The 17,139-nt window shown below is 55.6% G+C and carries 18 protein-coding genes; 7 read left to right on the top strand and 11 right to left on the bottom strand.

The window, feature by feature from the left end:
• Window positions 1-261: 261 nt before the first annotated feature.
• On the top strand, window positions 262-570 hold the full coding sequence (locus ACR0B8_RS20120) for a hypothetical protein (RefSeq protein WP_226689895.1): 309 nt from the start codon (window positions 262-264) through the stop codon (window positions 568-570).
• Here the strand turns inward: ACR0B8_RS20120 and ACR0B8_RS20115 are convergent.
• Window positions 555-1,397 (bottom strand): DMT family transporter, encoded by an 843-nt coding sequence (locus ACR0B8_RS20115; protein ID WP_170362881.1) that lies wholly within the window; start codon window positions 1,395-1,397, stop codon window positions 555-557. The two genes, ACR0B8_RS20120 and ACR0B8_RS20115, sit on opposite strands and share 16 nt — an antisense overlap.
• A gap of 141 nt (window positions 1,398-1,538) precedes the next feature.
• Here ACR0B8_RS20115 and ACR0B8_RS20110 point away from each other — a divergent pair, with 141 nt between their 5' ends.
• A complete protein-coding gene (locus tag ACR0B8_RS20110; RefSeq protein WP_226689894.1) occupies window positions 1,539-1,973 on the top strand; it encodes a group II truncated hemoglobin in 435 nt (144 codons plus the stop codon).
• 10 nt (window positions 1,974-1,983) lie between these two features.
• On the opposite strand, the gene ACR0B8_RS20105 is transcribed toward ACR0B8_RS20110, so the two are convergent.
• From ACR0B8_RS20105 to ACR0B8_RS20075, 7 genes are all read right to left on the bottom strand, one after another.
• The gene (locus ACR0B8_RS20105) at window positions 1,984-2,694 is read right to left on the bottom strand and encodes a type 1 glutamine amidotransferase (protein ID WP_170362877.1); all 711 of its coding nucleotides are present in this window, start codon (window positions 2,692-2,694) and stop codon (window positions 1,984-1,986) included.
• A 64-nt stretch (window positions 2,695-2,758) separates the two neighbouring features.
• Window positions 2,759-4,087: a type III glutamate--ammonia ligase gene (gene glnT, locus ACR0B8_RS20100; protein WP_170362875.1), complete on the bottom strand. Its 1,329-nt coding sequence runs from the start codon at window positions 4,085-4,087 to the stop codon at window positions 2,759-2,761.
• 79 nt (window positions 4,088-4,166) lie between these two features.
• Window positions 4,167-5,495 carry an FMN-binding glutamate synthase family protein gene (locus ACR0B8_RS20095; protein WP_480659432.1) on the bottom strand — a complete coding sequence of 443 codons (1,329 nt, stop codon included), beginning with the start codon at window positions 5,493-5,495 and terminating at the stop codon, window positions 4,167-4,169.
• 20 nt (window positions 5,496-5,515) lie between these two features.
• Window positions 5,516-6,199 (bottom strand): GltB/FmdC/FwdC-like GXGXG domain-containing protein, encoded by a 684-nt coding sequence (locus ACR0B8_RS20090; RefSeq protein WP_170362873.1) that lies wholly within the window; start codon window positions 6,197-6,199, stop codon window positions 5,516-5,518.
• A 1-nt stretch (window position 6,200) separates the two neighbouring features.
• Window positions 6,201-7,130: a class II glutamine amidotransferase gene (locus ACR0B8_RS20085; RefSeq protein ID WP_226689893.1), complete on the bottom strand. Its 930-nt coding sequence runs from the start codon at window positions 7,128-7,130 to the stop codon at window positions 6,201-6,203.
• A 146-nt stretch (window positions 7,131-7,276) separates the two neighbouring features.
• Entirely contained in the window at window positions 7,277-7,492 is a 216-nt protein-coding gene (locus ACR0B8_RS20080) for a hypothetical protein (protein ID WP_170352110.1), read from the bottom strand.
• Window positions 7,493-7,503: 11 nt separating this feature from the next.
• Window positions 7,504-8,877: an ammonium transporter gene (locus tag ACR0B8_RS20075; RefSeq protein WP_170362869.1), complete on the bottom strand. Its 1,374-nt coding sequence runs from the start codon at window positions 8,875-8,877 to the stop codon at window positions 7,504-7,506.
• Window positions 8,878-9,219: 342 nt separating this feature from the next.
• Here ACR0B8_RS20075 and ACR0B8_RS20070 point away from each other — a divergent pair, with 342 nt between their 5' ends.
• Genes ACR0B8_RS20070 through ACR0B8_RS20050 form a run of 5 tightly spaced genes read left to right on the top strand, consistent with a single transcriptional unit; the run spans window position 9,220 to window position 13,583 of the window.
• Window positions 9,220-10,365, top strand: a complete 1,146-nt coding sequence (locus ACR0B8_RS20070) for an aminomethyl transferase family protein (protein WP_170352112.1) — start codon at window positions 9,220-9,222, stop codon at window positions 10,363-10,365.
• Between the two features lie 55 nt (window positions 10,366-10,420).
• Complete coding sequence (locus tag ACR0B8_RS20065; RefSeq protein WP_170379889.1) at window positions 10,421-11,017, top strand: dimethylamine monooxygenase subunit DmmA family protein; 597 nt, start codon at window positions 10,421-10,423, stop codon at window positions 11,015-11,017.
• Window positions 11,014-11,976 carry a PDR/VanB family oxidoreductase gene (locus ACR0B8_RS20060; protein WP_170362863.1) on the top strand — a complete coding sequence of 321 codons (963 nt, stop codon included), beginning with the start codon at window positions 11,014-11,016 and terminating at the stop codon, window positions 11,974-11,976. The genes ACR0B8_RS20065 and ACR0B8_RS20060 overlap by 4 nt, the downstream gene beginning before the upstream one ends.
• Before the next feature lie 13 nt (window positions 11,977-11,989).
• On the top strand, window positions 11,990-13,057 hold the full coding sequence (locus ACR0B8_RS20055) for a heme-dependent oxidative N-demethylase family protein (RefSeq protein WP_170362861.1): 1,068 nt from the start codon (window positions 11,990-11,992) through the stop codon (window positions 13,055-13,057).
• 28 nt (window positions 13,058-13,085) lie between these two features.
• Entirely contained in the window at window positions 13,086-13,583 is a 498-nt protein-coding gene (locus ACR0B8_RS20050) for a GNAT family N-acetyltransferase (RefSeq protein ID WP_226689896.1), read from the top strand.
• On the opposite strand, the gene ACR0B8_RS20045 is transcribed toward ACR0B8_RS20050, so the two are convergent.
• The 3 genes from ACR0B8_RS20045 to ACR0B8_RS20035 all read right to left on the bottom strand — a co-directional run bounded on the left by ACR0B8_RS20045 (window position 13,561) and on the right by ACR0B8_RS20035 (window position 17,011).
• Window positions 13,561-14,217, bottom strand: coding sequence for a helix-turn-helix domain-containing protein (locus ACR0B8_RS20045; protein WP_170352117.1), 657 nt, complete (start codon window positions 14,215-14,217; stop codon window positions 13,561-13,563). The two genes, ACR0B8_RS20050 and ACR0B8_RS20045, sit on opposite strands and share 23 nt — an antisense overlap.
• A gap of 525 nt (window positions 14,218-14,742) precedes the next feature.
• Window positions 14,743-16,026, bottom strand: a complete 1,284-nt coding sequence (locus ACR0B8_RS20040) for a glycerate kinase type-2 family protein (protein ID WP_480659430.1) — start codon at window positions 16,024-16,026, stop codon at window positions 14,743-14,745.
• 7 nt (window positions 16,027-16,033) lie between these two features.
• The gene (locus ACR0B8_RS20035) at window positions 16,034-17,011 is read right to left on the bottom strand and encodes an HpcH/HpaI aldolase/citrate lyase family protein (RefSeq protein WP_170507843.1); all 978 of its coding nucleotides are present in this window, start codon (window positions 17,009-17,011) and stop codon (window positions 16,034-16,036) included.
• Between the last annotated feature and the right edge of the window lie 128 nt (window positions 17,012-17,139).

Here is a 17,139-nt window from a genome sequence, read left to right as displayed (position 1 = left end):
ACCGATGACCATTGCCTGCTTGCTGGCCAACACACTGACGGCCTGCTGTCGCGCCAATGCCTTGCCAGAGCCCGAAGGCCTGACAGCTTGAGATTTGCTGCCGTTCTTCGCTCAGGCGGTAGCAAGTCTGCCAGTTCCAAAGTGCTACAATATTGGCGTTTGGCGGGCCGCGCCACGCGTATGGTGATTGTATCAATTGGCCACTCTTCGACGAATGTTGCACGCGTCCGCGCTTTGATAACTCGCGCGGCACAAACGGACATGGCACTGGATCAGCAATTCTGGGGCAAAGATATGTCGCAGGACGAATGTCGAACTCAGATCAAGCAACTGAACGGGGCGGCGGATGTCTATGCTGTCCTGCTTTTACCTGATGTACCTGCGCATATTGACGTACTCAACCTGCGAAGTGAATTAAAGGTACACAAAGACCTCATTCGCCCCGGGGCATGGCACTATCCCGGACCCGTTCGTCCGGGCGAAGTTGATTGCATACTGAACAGTGCGATTGCAGCCCATCAGGCCCATAGGGTTGCGTTGGATAAGGGAGATGCTCAGATCGCGAGGTAGCCGATTCCCGCAAAAGCGATGATGCATCCAAGCCATTGAACGAAAGCCATTTCCTCTCGCAAAATTGCCCAGGCCAAAACAACGGTCAACAACCCGAAGATCGACGCTGTAACGGACGCGTATTGGGCATTAGGCAACCCACCGGCAGACACGACGCATAGAATCGCCACCGCATCGAGCGCACCCATTAGGCACAATAGGGGCAGGGCGCGTGTGCCCGGCCAAAGCGACTTGCGAGATGCAACGGCGATAGCTGCCAGCACAGGGATAGCGGTTAGACGGCCAATCAGTGAAACAGTGAACTCGTCGCCCAGTTCGGCTGCATATTGACCCAAAGCGAACGTTGCAGCGAACCCGATTGCAGCAAGTATGGAAAAGGCAATCGTCGGCCCGGCGGCAGGGTATTCCGTACTGTCGTCCGATTGGGTCGATACAATGGACACGCCGACACCAATGGCAATGATCGCCAGCCAATGCCAGATGCTGACCTCGGAACCGCGCCATATCGCAAGTGAGACAGACAAGACCGGATAGCTGGCGACAAGCGGAGCGACCAGACGTACAGGCCCGCGCTGAAACGCAGCATACATACTGAGGCCAGCCAGTAAGTAGAAGCCGCCCGCTACAACCGCGTATGACACGGCCTTGGCGGACATGGTGGCGAACCCAACCCAGATTGCCACAAGACCGAACTGTAACAGCGCCCCTGCAACCAGCACGGCCATCAATGCGGCAATGACACTGACGGTCTGGCTGACATATCGCACGGCAAGATCGTGAAAACCCCAGCACAATGCTGCCAGCAGTCCCAATGCAAGGGCACTCATCCGGTCGCCTCGCGTAACTGGGAATACCCGGAAAACTCGTATTCTTCTCTCGATATCAACCGCGCCAACATGTCACTGGTGATAAACTTATTTTCCTGATATGCAATATTTATTGACAGCGGCAGCTCGGAGAAGAGACCTATGTCATCGGCTTTGGATCAACTCGGTGGCGAAGAAAAGCTGCGGACTCTTGTCGAGCGGTTCTACGACCGAATGGAGACCGACCCGGCGGTGCATTCGCTGCACAGGCTACATTTTCGCGGTCATGGGTTGTCTCATACAAGACAGGCGCAGTTCGAATTCCTGAGCGGGTTTTTGGGCGGTCGTGCATATTATCGTGAGCGATTTGGTCATATGGACTTGCGAGAAATCCACGCGCATGTGCCGATACGTGAAGCGGATGCCGAGCTTTGGCTGGAAACTTTTGACGCCGCGTTGGCAGATTGCGAAATGGACGGTCCAGTGGTGGACAAAATGCGAGCAACATTGCGTCGCGCTGCGCTGATGCTTGTCAACGATGTCCCCGATTGGAGGGTTGAAGCAGACAGCGAAAAGAACCTTGAGGTTCCGGGTTGATCGCGTGTGATCAAATCTGTCGCAATCTGTTATAGATACTGGATGTTATCTTGAATTGTTCTTCAACTATTTTTTCGCTGTCAGAAACCATTTCCCACGCTGCATCTGCAGAGCCAAGCCAATCAACAGCGCATTGATGGTTGGCGGGGTCGCCCATCCACGATTGGATCGTGCCCTGAACAAGCTCGGGATGAAATTGTACGCTCCACGCACAGTCCGAAACCCGCAATGCCTGAACAGCAGAGGCATCAGATTGTGCCAGAATTGATGAGTCGGCTGGCAGATCAACAGCTTCAACTCCATGCCATTGAAGCACCCGGAATTGATGAGGCAAGAGCTCGAACAGCGGATCACCCCACGTGTTATCGGTCAGATTGATGGAATGCACACCGATCTCGGGCTTTTGCATGCGTGCGCATTTCCCACCTAACGCGTCAACCAAAAGTTGGTGGCCCAGACAAATACCAAAATAAGGACGTTTGAAGTCTTGAACCCAAGTCCTGATTGCTTGCTTCTCACGCACAAGCCATGGGTTAGCTTCGATTTCCCAGACGTCCATCGGACCGCCAAGAACAAGAAGTAAATCAAACTCGTCGAGCTGCGGGATCGGTTGACCATCATAGAGATGCACAATACTGGCCGTATCACCGCATGACGAAATGTGCTCCAGAAATGCTCCGGGGTTTTCGCCCGGTGTATGCTGGAAAATCAGTATGTTCACGAGGTGCGGGTCTCTGCTTAACCGAAGGGGTGGGGCAGCAGAATTTCTGCAGCCCCTGATTTGTTTAGATGTCGAGTGTGTGGTCTTTTTCCCAGCGTGAGAAATGACTGACGAAGGAGTTCCACTCCTGGTGTTTCATTTTTAGGAATGCGCTTGAGAATTCCTGACCCATCATGGCTTTCAGCTCAGTATCGTTGTCGTATTCGCGTAATCCGTCGAGCATGTTCAGCGGCAGTTTAGGGGCGTCGGTGACGGTGTGTCCTTCGGCATACATGTCGATGTCCCAACGCCGCCCCGGATCAGCCTTGGATCGGATGCCAGACAGGCCCGCGGCGATGATGACCGCCTGCAGCAGATAGGGGTTGGTGGCCCCGTCGGCCAGACGCAACTCGAAACGGCCCGGGCCGGGGACTCGGACCATGTGAGTGCGGTTATTGCCAGTCCAGGTCACGGTATTGGGAGCCCAGGTCGCGCCCGACATGGTGCGCGGCGCGTTGATGCGCTTGTAGCTGTTCACGGTCGGGTTGGTGATCGCGGCCAGAGCACTTGCATGTTTCATGATCCCGCCCAGGAAGTACTTACCCTGTTCACCCAGCCCAACCTCGCCAGTCGGGCCTTCGCCTTCACCGGCAAAGACGTTCGTTTTGGACTCTGCCCCAGGCGCATCCCAGACCGAGATATGGGCGTGGCAACCATTACCAGTCAGCCCTTCAACGGGCTTGGGCATGAAAGTAGCGCGAAAGCCGTGTTTTTCGGCCACCGACTTTGTCATGAACTTGAAGAAGGAGTGCTTGTCCGCGGTGCGCAGGACATCGTCGAACTCCCAGTTCATTTCGAACTGGCCATTGGCGTCTTCGTGGTCGTTCTGATAGGGTCCCCAGCCCAATTCCAGCATGTAGTCGCAGATCTCACGCACCACGTCATAGCGGCGCATCACCGCCTGCTGATCATAGCAGGGCTTTTCGGCGGTATCGAACGGGTCGCTGATTTGCTCGCCGTCGGGGGTCAACAGGAAGAACTCGGCCTCGATGCCGGTCTTGACATGCATGCCCATTTCGGCGGCCTCGCCGATCAGGCGTCTCAACACGTTGCGTGGTGCCTGAGCGACGTCCTTGCCTTCCATCACACAGTTGCCAGCAACCCAAGCCACCTCGGGCTTCCACGGCAATTGAATGACTGAGGAGGGGTCCGGCACTGCCAACATGTCAGGATGCGCCGGGGTCATGTCCAACCAGGTAGCAAACCCGGCAAAACCCGCGCCATCTTCTTGCATGTCGGCTATCGCCTGTGCGGGCACTAGCTTAGCCCGCTGCCCACCGAACAGGTCGGTGAAAGAGATCATGAAGTATTTGACGCCTTTTTCTTTTGCGAAAGCTGCGAGATCTGTTGTCACGATGGCTTTCCTTTCCCTGTTGTTTTTCGTTGTTCAAATGCAAAACGCGGCCCTTGTCAGAGAGCCGCGCAATTATTTTTCAGAACCCTTCTTTGCCCGGGTACCAGCTGGTACCGGCCAATGGCACTCGGGCCATCGCGGCTGCCTCCATGGTCAGGGCGCATAGGTCTTCGGGTTCGAGGTTGTGCAAGTGGTTGTGACCACAGGCCCGCGCGATGGTCTGTGCCTCAAGCGTCATCACCTTGAGATAGTTGCGCAGATGGCGTCCGGCCTCGACCGGGTTTAGACGGGCGGCAAGATCGGGATCCTGTGTAGTAATGCCTGCTGGATCCTGACCTTCGTGCCAGTCGTCATAGGCTCCGGTGGTAGTGCCCAGCTTCTGATACTCGGCTTCCCATTTCGGATCGTTGTCGCCAAGCGCCACTAGCGCGGCGGTGCCAATGGCCACCGCATCCGCGCCAAGCGCCAAAGCTTTGGCAACATCGGCTCCGGTGCGGATTCCGCCCGAGATCACCAGCTGAACCTCGCGATGCACACCCAGATCCTGCAGCGCCTGCACGGCAGGGCGAATGCACGAAAGCGTCGGTAGGCCCACATGTTCGATAAAGACGTCCTGCGTCGCGGCCGTACCGCCCTGCATCCCGTCCATCACCACCACATCGGCGCCGGCCTTTACCGCCAATGCCGTATCATAATAGGGGCGGGTCGCGCCAACCTTGACATAGATCGGCACTTGCCAGTCTGTAATCTCACGCAATTCGAGGATCTTGATTTCCAGATCATCCGGGCCGGTCCAGTCAGGATGGCGACAGGCCGAGCGCTGGTCGATACCCTTGGGCAAGGTGCGCATTTCGGCCACACGGTCGCTAATCTTCTGTCCCAGCAGCATACCGCCGCCACCGGGTTTGGCACCCTGACCGACCACGATCTCGATCGCGTCGGCCTTCCTCAGGTCGTTTGGGTTCATGCCATAGCGCGAGGGCAGATACTGGTAGACCAGCTTGCTGGAGTGACCGCGTTCCTCGGGTGTCATACCGCCGTCACCGGTGGTGGTTGACGTGCCAGCTGCCGATGCGCCCCGGCCCAAGGCTTCTTTCGCCGGGCCAGAGAGCGCGCCAAAGCTCATGCCCGCAATGGTGATCGGAATGTCCAGTTCGATCGGTTTCTTGGCAAAGCGCGTGCCCAGCGTTACCGAGGTGTCGCATCGTTCGCGATAGCCTTCCAGCGGATATCGTGACACCGACGCGCCCAGAAACAGCAAGTCGTCAAAATGGGGCACCTTGCGCTTGGCACCGCCACCGCGGATGTCATAGATGCCCGTGGCTGCGGCGCGGCGGATCTCGGCATTGATCGGGTTGGAAAATGTCGCCGACTGGATCGGCAGGGTGCGGGGGATCTGATCGTCCATATCTTTCATACCCTTCTTCCTCAGTAAGCGGCGGAATTGTCGATGTCGAAGTTGTACAGTTCGCGAGCTGAGCCGTAGCGTTTGAACTCTTCCGGACTGGCGTCCGCGCCTGCGCGATCCAGCAGGTCCTTCAGAATCTCCAGGTGCTCGGGGCGCATCTCTTTCTCGATGCAGTCAGCGCCGAGACTTTTGACCGAGCCGCGCACGAACAGTCGCGCTTCATACAGCGAGTCGCCAAGCGCGTCGCCTGCATCGCCACAGACCACAAGGTTACCGGCCTGTGCCATAAAGGCCGACATGTGGCCGATACTGCCATGCACAACGATGTCGATGCCTTTCATCGAAATTCCGCAACGCGAGCTTGCATTGCCCTTGATCACAAGCAACCCGCCATGACCCGTGGCCCCGGCATACTGGCTGGCATCGCCATCGACGATCACCTGACCGGACATCATGTTCTCGGCCACGCCAGGCCCGACCGAGCCTTCAACCTTGACCGTCGCCTGCTGGTTCATGCCAGCGCAGTAGTAGCCGGTGGACCCCTTGACTGTCACTTCGATGGGCGCGTCCAGCCCGACGGCAATCGCGTGGCTGCCCTTGGGGTTCACAACCTCCCAGCTGGTTTGGTTCGTCTCGGTGGATTGCGATTGCAGCGTTGCGTTCAGCCCGCGCAGGCCGTTTGCTTCAAGATCATAGGTCTGCATGTCAGGCGGCCTTTTCCGTCGTTGTCGGGCTGTCGTTGTGGGACCAGAAGTAAACCGTTGCTGGTTCCGGCTCCCAGACGCGGGCGTCTTCAATGCCGGGCAGGTTCACAAGCGCCCGATATTCGCTGCCAAAGGCCACGTATTGATCGGTCTCGGCCATTACTGCCGGTTTGCAGGCGATCGGATCGCGGACCACGCCGAACCCATCCTTGGTGCCGACAACAAAGGTGAAGAAGCCATCCAGATCCTCAAGGCTGCTTTCCAGCGCCTCACCCAAGGTGGCCCCGTTCATCATCTTCCAGGTCAGATAGGCGGCACCGACCTCGGTATCGTTTTCGGTTTGGATTACCACTCCTTCGCGACGCAGCTTGCGGCGCAGCGAGTTGTGGTTTGACAGCGAGCCGTTGTGAACCAGACACTGATCGGGTCCGGTGTTGAACGGGTGCGCACCCATCGTCGTGACCGCAGATTCCGTTGCCATGCGTGTATGACCAATGCCATGCGTGCCGCTCATGCTGCTGATGTCAAAGCGCGCGGCCACGTCTTTGGGTAGGCCAACTTCCTTGTAGATCTCCAGCATCTCGCCCCGGCTCATAATCCGGACCGAAGGCCGGATCTCTGCCAACGCGGCCCGTGCCGCTTCAAACTGCCCGGCCGGAACGTCTAGCACAGAGTGCGTGTCATTATCAGTCTGGCTTACCACCAAGCCCAAGTGCTGCCCCAGCTCTTCGGCTAGACCGGCAAAGTCGTCCTTGGGATTGGGCGACTGCAGCGTCATCTTAGTCTTGCCACCTGTTTCCTCACCATAAATCGCAATCCCCGCGCTGTCGGGGCCGCGATCCGTCATCGTGATCAGCATGTCTGTCAGCATATTGCCCAGTTGGGGCGCAAGAGACTGGTCTTTGAGGAATAATCCAACAATTCCGCACATGGCTGGCAGATCTCCTTGTGTGTTTCGTTATGATTCTACGGTACCAACAATTCAAACGGACATCAATAATCATAGGAAATAAATTTTCCTGAGAGGCAATGGGCAAGAATTTGAATTTATGCCCATTGCCAGCTTTCAAAGCAGGATCAGTATCGTTCCAGCTGTGCTTTCACTTTTTCTTCGTCGCCGGTGTGACGGGCTTTCTCAAGGTGCTCGCCTTCCCGGACAAATTGGATGCGATGCCATCCGATCCAGAATATGACGCCCACAATGACCATCAGAACTTCGTAACCTTGGAAGGGATAGATTGGTCCGACTTCGGCCAGATCCACGGCCCAATTTGTATATCCATTGGTAGACATATTTTTCTCCCTTACTTAGCTGCTACGCCACGGGCAGCCAGTTCTTCCTTGTCGGCTGCAATAATCGCGGCTTTGGCGTCTTCGTAGGCATGGTGTTCAGCGTAATCGAGACCCTGAAGTTCAACTTCTTCCGGGATGCGCAGAACACCAGCGGCCGATTGAATTTTCGCCAGAATCCAACCTGGCAAGAAGCCAAGAACAAAGAACATGATGACAGCACCAGTGATTTGACCGACCGGGTTAATCGTCGCGTAGCCTTCATATGGAGAAGAAGGCACACCCCAGAGGACAAAGCCCGAAATCACCAAGCCAACGAACCCTGCGTAGCCATGCACGGCGACAGCCCCAACGGCATCATCCAGCTTGAACCGACGCTCAACCCAATAGTGCAGTTTGTAAACGATCACGACACCGATGGCGGCAATGATCATTGCCTGGATCGGGTGATACAGATCGTTACCTGCCGAGGCGGTGATAATTCCGGCCAGACCGCCCGAGAATGTCCAGAAGGCGTCGCCTTTGGAAACCACATACGCTGCCATCAACCCGCCGGACAGCGACATCAGGAAGTTGAAGGTAATCGCGGAGAGCGTAGTTGGGGCCAGATAGATGTTGGTTGCGGTCCAAGTCACACCTGTGATTTGACCGTCGATTGCCTCAGGCGAGATCGCTGGAACGTTACACGCGGCGTAGAAGCCCCAGAAACCTGTGTAGATAAGGAATATCCCGATGGTTAGCATCCAGGGGTTGTGCGGCGGAATATCCCGCGGCGTACCGTCCTTGGCAAATTTACCCAGGCGTGGACCCAGAACCATAATCACGCCAAGCGCGTAACCACCTGCAATCGCGTGGATAACGCCTGAAGCATAGGCGTCGTGGTATCCTAGAAGGCGTACCATCCAGCCGCCATAGTGCCAGCCCCACGCAGCGTCTATGATCCACCAAACAGAACCAATCATCACAGCATGGACCCACAGGGCAGAGGATCTGATCCGCTCGATTACAGAACCTGAAACGATCGAGGCTGCAGTCCATGAGAACAGCAAGAACGCGGCCCAGAAGACGCCAGTGATTCTGTCACTTAAATTGGTCGCCATCGTATCTGCCCAGGGCAGATTGGCAGCGCCCGCTTCGGTGTCCAGACCGCCCCAGAACGGAAAGTTCGGAAAGGCCCAGTAAATCCACCATCCAAAGAAGAAGAACGTGACCGTTACCAGCGGGATGATCATGATGTTTTTCATCAATGTGTGCATATGGTTGCGGGCACGACTGGCACCGACCTCGTACATGCAAAAGCCCACATGGATCAGGAACATGAAAACGACCGTTACCCAGTAGTAGAACTCGGTAAAGACCGTCGTTAGTGCATTTAGATTACCATCCACTTCGTAGTCTCCCTGTTGTTGCAGCAGGAGGTCTTTCTGCGAAGAATTTCCTGCTGGGAATATTTATCTACTCAGGGGACAATTTCATTGGCGACCTGTCAATAGATATGTGGGGCAAACATCTTTTAGGCATTTGGTTCATGCACTTTTAGGCCCATCGAAATTCAACCCATGGTATTGATAAATAACCACTTATGCCATTCTCGGTAATTTGTATTAGGGTGCACAAATTGCAGCCTAATATTCCCAACAGGAAAAAAATCTGCACATGGGTGTTGATTTTCAATCTGACATCGGCCTCAATATGGTCAACAAAAAAGCAATCAACGGGAGAGCTGAACAATGGCCATTCTTTGGAGGACGTCCGCCCTTGCGCAGCGCCATGCCGAGATCGGCGGCGAGTTAGAAGACTGGAACGGTATGGGAACCGCATGGTTCTATGACCATAGCCCGGAACGCGCCAAGGCGGATTACGAAGCCATCCGTACTAAGGCCGGTCTAATGGATGTGTCGGGTCTGAAAAAGGTTCACGTGGTCGGCGAAGATGCGGCTTATGTCATTGACCGCGTTACTACGCGGAACGTGGAAAAGATCATGCCGGGTCGGTCGACTTATGCGTCGATCCTGAATCCCGAAGGCAAGTTCGTTGACGATTGCATCATCTACCGCCTGTCAGTGAACACGTGGCTTGTCGTGCACGGCACAGGAACGGGTATGGAGCAGCTGACATCAGTGGCGGCTGGCAAGAATTGTTCGGTCATCTTTGACGACGACATGCACGACATGTCTTTGCAGGGACCGGTTGCGGTGGACTTCCTGGCCAAGCATGTTCCCGGAATTCGTGATCTGGCCTACTTCGGTATCATGCAAACCAAGCTCTATGGCTGCCCGGTGATGATTTCGCGGACCGGCTACACCGGTGAACGCGGGTACGAGATTTTCTGTCAGGCCAAGCATGCCGTGCACCTTTGGGACAACATCCTGGCCGAAGGCAAGGATATGGGCATCGTTCCGGTCCAGTTCTCGACACTCGATCTGCTGCGAACCGAAAGCTACCTTCTGTTCTATCCAGGCGACAATTCGGAAACCTATCCGTTCGACGATGAAACATGCGGCGATACCCTTTGGGAGTTGGGCCTGGAATTTACAGTCTCACCGGGCAAAACTGGTTTTATCGGTGCCGAGAACCACTACGCCTCGAAAGGTAAAGAGCGGTTCAAGATCTACGGTGTCAAACTGGACGGTACAATTCCGGCGGATGAGGGTGCGGACCTGCTGCAAAACGGCGAAAAGGTCGGCGTTGTCACCTTCGGCATGTATTCCGAGATCAATGGCCACAACGTAGGTATCGCGCGGATGCCAGTCGCCTGTGCCTCACCCGGCACCCAGCTGACGGTACGAAACGGCGACGGGACAGAAATAGCAGCGACTGCGGAAGAGATGCCGTTCTACGACCAGGACAAATCGATCAGAACCGCAAAGGGCTGAGTTTAAGGGGGCGCAACGGACACACCGAGGCGCCCTTTTCCTATTTGAGGGCAAAATGTCAAAGTTCGAATTTCCCAAGTCAATCGCAAGCCGCCCGGTCTGGGGTACGCTAGAGGTTCGCTCAGGTGAACATCATCTCATGATCGCCGAGGCCGAAGGGGCCGAAGCCGTTCTTGACATCGCGACACCTGACCTGATGGCCAAAACCCACTTGATCTATATTCCCAAAGGGACGGATTTCACGACAAAACTGCAAGCGCTGAATCCCGCGCAATTCTACGAAGGCCCGTCCTATGAGGCCGCGCTACAGCGCATTCGCCGTGTGCTGGAGGATGCGCATATGGGGTTGCAGGTCTATCTGACCGGCACAGAGGGCATGATGGGTCAGGCTATGAATGAGGTGATGGCTGTTGGCTTGCCACATACCGCGATCCAGACCGAGCATCGCGGCTCGACTGCGCGCCGTATGCAATGTGTGCACTGCAAGGGCATTACCGATGATGTCGAGGTCGATCCGTTTGTCTGCTCGCACTGTGGTTTAAACCTTTTTGTGCGCGACCACTATTCCCGCCGCCTTGCCGCCTATCAGGGCGTCCGCGTTGACGCCGAGGATCATGGTAACGTGCCCGAGCCGAAGGGAATCTACGAATGAGTGGCGCAGAGAAAATTCAGGTCAAAGTTACAGAAATTACCCCGCTGAACGAATTAGTAACACGGTTCCGGTTCGAACGCGTTGACGGCAGACAGTTGCCAACCTTTTCGGGCGGTGCACATACCGTGGTCGAAATGCAGGATGGCGGCATCACGCGGCTCAACCCTTATTCCCTGATGTCCGATCCGTTCGATCAATCATCCTATACGATCTCGGTTCGCCGCGATGATCAGGGCAGGGGAGGGTCGTTGTTCATGCACCGTCAGGTCAAGCTGGGCGACGAGATGACCATCAGCTACCCGGTCAACCTGTTCTCGCTTGATTTGCGGGCCCGCAAACATCTGTTTCTGGCCGGTGGTATCGGAATCACCCCGTTTCTGGCGCAGATCAAACAGCTCGAACTGCTGCACGGTCATTGGGAGCTGCACTATGCCTGTCGCAATCAGGCGCTGGCATCTTATGCGGACCAACTGACAGACAGGCATCCAAACGAAACGCATCTGTATTACGACGATCAGAATCAGGCGATTGATCTGGAAAACCTTCTCAGCGGGCAACCCCTGGGCACCCATGTCTATGTCTGCGGACCAAAGGGCATGATCGATTGGGTGCGCAATACTGCCGCTGCCGAAGGCTGGCCCGAAGATTGCGTGCATTACGAAGAGTTCTTGGCGCCTCAGCCCGGCAAACCGTTCGAAGTGCGTCTGGCGTCTTCCGACAAGGTCATTCATGTGGGTGAAAACGAAAGCCTTCTGGAGGCTATCGAGCGCGAAGGTGTCGACGCCCCGTATCTGTGCCGTGGCGGGGCCTGTGGCCAATGCGAAACCGTTGTGTTGGATCACGACGGCAATTTTGTTCATCGCGATCATTGGCTGACCGACGAAGAAAAGGCAGCAGGCAAAAAAATCATGCCCTGCGTATCGCGTTTCGAGGGCAAGTCCCTCGTGCTGGACCGCTGAGAGGAGGCCCACCATGACCATTCAATTCAACGACGAGTCCTTCCGCGACGACTATACGTTCCACAACTCGGAATGGGCGATCAAACGCTTTCCGTTTCCGTTCCACGAAGACAGCTACATGTATTCGGTCAACATGGAGCAGCATAGGGGCGGGCCCGAGGGCTCGGTCTATGAGATGCGGTTCGACGTGGATGAACACTATGTCTCGGAAATGAAAGACCGCGCCATCGTTCTGGATCAGGACCCGCTGCGCTGTCAGTCTCTGCCGCATATGACATTGGCAGGTTGGGACTTGCTGGAACTGATCATGGTCAGCAAATCCGAGGACTACCCAGACCTGTTCGAACTGCACCGCAACGGCAACCAGTGGCGCTGGATCAACAAGCCACTGGGGATCGATCACAGCTTTACCTTCATGGATGAAACCACGCTGCCTTACGGGCCGATGGAGTACATTACCCGTCAGGCGCAAGGCGATTTCGCAGTGCTGGACCAGCGGGACGAGATGCTGTGGATGGACGCTGGTATGGTCACGACCCAGGCCGATTGGAGCCTGGATTTCGACATCGGCATGAATTTTTTCGAATGGCACGCGCCGGTTCCAAAAGCCCATGAGATGGGGATTTTCAAGCGCGCGCTGAAGTTTCTGCTGAACATTCAACAGGGCGCGCCAGCACGGCGGCTGAACTGGACCATGACGGTGAACCCGCTGTTGGATACCAGCCCGGAAAACTATCATAAATGGGGCATCCAAAAGACCACACTGACGCCCGAAAACATAGCCCATAAGCAGCATCTTCGGGTCGAATTGCAAACATTCTTCCGATTGCCGCGATCAAACGCGCTAGTATTCCCAATCCGTTGTTATCTTTGCAGTTTTCAAGATCTGATGACGGTGCCGAAATGGGGTCGCCGGCTGCACCGTGTTGTTCGCGACCTTCCGGTTGAACTCGCCACCTACAAGGGGTTTATCGACAACCGCCCAATGATGTTGGACTACCTTAGTCAGTTTGACGACGGATTACCGACCTCTCCCGGTATATGGCCGGATCTGGAAACAGAGCCGCCTTTGTCAAAGTAAGCGATCACCTTGACGTGTTTTGGCTCATATGACTGATGCAGGCAAAACACCTTGGCTCATTCAGCCCGATGACTTCGCATTGTATGACGCGCTTGCACTGCTTCGCGCGTCATTTCGGTATATGGATGCCCGAATTAATCCTCCTTCGTCTATCCATAACCTAACGGTGGAAGGAATGCAGGCGCATTGCAGGGGTGGTGGTGAAATCTGGGCCATGGGCCAACCGCTATTCGCGTGCATGTTTTTGACGCCCAAAGCCAACAGCTTGTACCTAGGAAAGCTGGCGGTGAAGGAAGGAATGCGGGGGCGGGGTATCTGCCGCACTTTGGTAGATCACGCTGCAAGTCGTGCAGCAGACCTTGGTCTATCAGCGTTGGAACTGGAAACGCGCGTGGAACTCACTGAAAACCACCGTGTGTTTTCAAGGCTTGGATTTACAATCGTAAGTGCCGGCAGCCACGTCGGCTATGACAGCCCCACGGATTTCTTGTTGCGCAAGCCGGTCAATTTGTCTGCGGATAGCTGATCACTGAAATGTAGCGTGCCGGCAGATTCACCAACCGTTCCGGACCATGCGGTGCGTCGGCGTCAAAGAACAAGGTGTCACCCGGTTTCAGGGGGTAAATCTTGTCTCCGTGGCGGTAATCTACTTCGCCTTCCAGCATGTAGATCGTCTCGATTCCATCATGTTGAAATGTTGGGAACACGTCGGATTCAACGGTCAGGGTGATCAGGTAGGGCTCTACGATTACGCCAGAACCGTTGGCACCAATATGCCCCAACAAATTATATTGATGATTGGCGCGTGTTCCTTCGCGCTCTAACTCGACGCCCTCACCCGCTTTGGTATGAACCGCCTCGCGGCGCTCTTCAAATTGTCTGAAAAAGCTTGTCAGAGGAACTGAAAGCGCATCAGCAAGCGATTGCAAAGTCGTCAGGGAAGGCGATGTGTTCCCGTTTTCGATCTTGGACAGCATACCAATCGACAATCCGGTCAGCTGAGCCAATTCCGCGACCGTAGTATTCTGCTTTTTGCGAAAAGCGCGAACCTCGCGACCAATGGCAACTTCAAGAACTTTTTCTCTGTCACCCGAGCGAACAGAATGCGGATCCTGTGTCAGATTTGTCGCCATTTCTTTGTCGTTTTTTTTCAATTTCATTCTTTCAATGTCTTGCTACACTTGTCCGAACGGGTTCTGCAACAAGACGACGTGCATTACCCAATCCAACTCGGTCTACCATAGCACCATTTTTTCCTGCTAGTAAAATAATGATGCTGACAGAAAAATTCTAGAACTCAAATTCCTATTATTAGACGGTATTCCCGATAGCATGCCTGACCTCTGTGATAGAACCGCCGTGGGTAGCAAACGAGAGTGTACCGAATCTGGATAACTGGTTGTACTAAGGCCTGAACGTTCGCATTGAAAACAACCATCTCTAACTCCGAGAGTGAGACAAACAGGGGCCGCTCGAAATTCGAACATCAGAATTTCTTTGTCGACTATAAGTTGGTGTGACGACTCCCCGACACCCTTGATCACTTTGCCATAGTTCGGCTTGGGTTCGAAATCGTTCCCCGCCAGCATCCAGCAATTGTGGTCGGTGTGTGTCTCTTTGATGAGTTTGAAACCTGAAGATCGCTTAATACAGATCTAAGTATCTGCTGATCTATTCGCGGGCTTTCAAACGTTAGACCCAAGCAGCATTACCTGAATGTCGGCTACATTGGTCCCGGTCGCTCCGGTCATCAGAAGATCACTAGACAGCGTCAAAGCCTTATGACTGTCGTTGCTCGCCAACAGAGCGGTAGGGTCATGTCCCGACGCGCGGATTCGGGTGAGCGTCCCTGCATCCACTATCGCGCCAGCCGCCGAGGTTGGGCCGTCGCGGCCATCCGTACCACCGCTAAGAAAAACCCAATTTCCGGGTATCGTGCGGTATTGCGTCAGTTGGGCGACGCGCAGTGCCAATTCCTGGTTGCGCCCGCCGCAACCCGTTCCTTGCAGACGTACAGTCGTTTCACCACCAAACAGCAGGGCGGTTGGGCGGTTCGAAGTGGCGGACAAGGCTGCTTGGAAAATCCGTTCAGCCGCGTCGGACACATCTCCAATCAACGCGTCGGACACAATTTCAGTACGGTAGTTCTGCGCCGCATAGCGAAACGCGGCTTCCAAACTAATTGTGTTCGACCCAATCAGGCTATTTGTTGCCTCAACTGCTATGGTATGTTCAGGAATACTCTTCTCCAGATGGGCTCGGACGGCTTTTGGTAGCCGGTGCCAGATCCCGGCCTCGATGCAGGTTCTGCGGGCGTCCGCGTGGCTGCCGATTGGTAAGGCGGTTGGTCCGCTGGCTACGGCCCGAAGATCATCACCGATGACATCCGACAGGATATACGCCGTGATCGGGGCAGGTGCGCCGTGCAGCAAAAACCCGCCGCCTTTGAGCTGGCTCAGGTGCTGGCGCACAAGGTTCATCTGAACGATGTCCAGCCCGGAAGACAACAAAACCTCATTGACCGCAATTTTGTCCAAAAGGGTCAAACCATCAACAGGCGCGGGAACCAAGGCCGACCCCCCGCCGGAGATCAGTGCAATGATTTGATCCTGCTTACGTGCTGCGCTGAGCAAAGCGATGATCTGTCGCCCGGCTTTCAAACCGCGTTCATCCGGGATGGGGTGCCCGCTGGTCAAAACCGTCGCACCGGGGACTTCGCTCCGGTTATCGCTATGGGTTACGATCAGGGCGACGTGATCGCCCTGAACATGCTGCAATGCCTCCTCCATCATGGCAGGGGCAGCCTTCCCAATTGCAATCAGGATGCTGCGCCCGCCATGTTCTGGTGATGGCAATGGGGCTGATTGCAACCGCTGGCGCAGGCACTTCGCCGGGTCCGCCGCAGCGACGGCTTCTGCAAAGATGGCGGCGGCTCTATCGCGCAGCGATATGGACGATTGCACAGTCATGATGCGATCAAGCCGCTGCGATCTGGCCTGCTTTTTCGACCAGCACTTCGGCCTGACGGATTGAGGCATAGTCGATCAGACGGCCATCCAGAGACACAGCGCCTTTGCCCGCCGATTCAGCCTCGGCCATGGCGACAAGAATGCGCTGTGCCTTGGTGACTTCGGCCTCGGATGGCGACATGACCTCATTGGCCAGGGCAATTTGGCTGGGGTGGATGGCCCATTTGCCTTCACATCCCAGAACCGCTGCGCGTTTGGCAGCGGCTCGATAGCCGTCGGGATCCTGAAAGTCGCCAAATGGCCCATCGATTGGACGCAGTCCGTTGGCGCGTGCCGCAACCACCATGCGCGCCAGCGCATAGTGCCACATGTCACCCCAATGCGTCATGCGGTCTCCGTCAGCATCCGGGTCCGTCAGAACGGAATAATCGGGGTTCACGCCGCCGATGATCGTGGTTCGTGCGCGGGTCGAGGCCGCATAGTCAGCCACTCCGAAATGCAGGCTTTCATTGCGTTTGGAAGCTGCCGCAATCTCGCTGACATTCTGCATCCCAAGCGCGGTTTCAATGATGTGTTCGAACCCGATCCGTTTCTTGTAGCCTTTGGCGTCCTCAATCTGCGTTACCAGCATATCGACCGCATAGACGTCCGCAGCGGTGCCAACCTTGGGGATCATGATCAGGTCCAGCCGTTCGCCAGCCTGTTCGACCACATCCACCACGTCGCGATACATATAATGCGTATCCAGCCCGTTGATCCGCACCGACATGGTTTTATTGCCCCAGTCGATATCGTTCAGCGCCTCGATGATGTTCTTGCGGGCCTGTTCCTTTTCATCAGGCGCGACCGCGTCTTCCAGATCGAGGAAGATCACATCTACATCTGATTGTGCGGCCTTTTCGAACATTCCGGGTTGGCTGCCCGGAACGGCCAGTTCGCTGCGGTTCAGGCGGGCAGGGGCTTGGTCGATGTTATGAAAGCTCATGGGTAAGGGTCCTTCGTCTTACAGGTTCGGATAGAGAGGGAATTTGGCGCAGAGGTCTGCGACCTCGGCTTTGACCTTGGCTTCGACGGCGCTGTTGCCGTCTTCGCCATTGGCGGCCAGCCCGTCGA

The organism is Ruegeria sp. BH6 (assembly GCF_056538105.1).
This window is presented reverse-complemented; position numbering and strand designations above follow the sequence as displayed.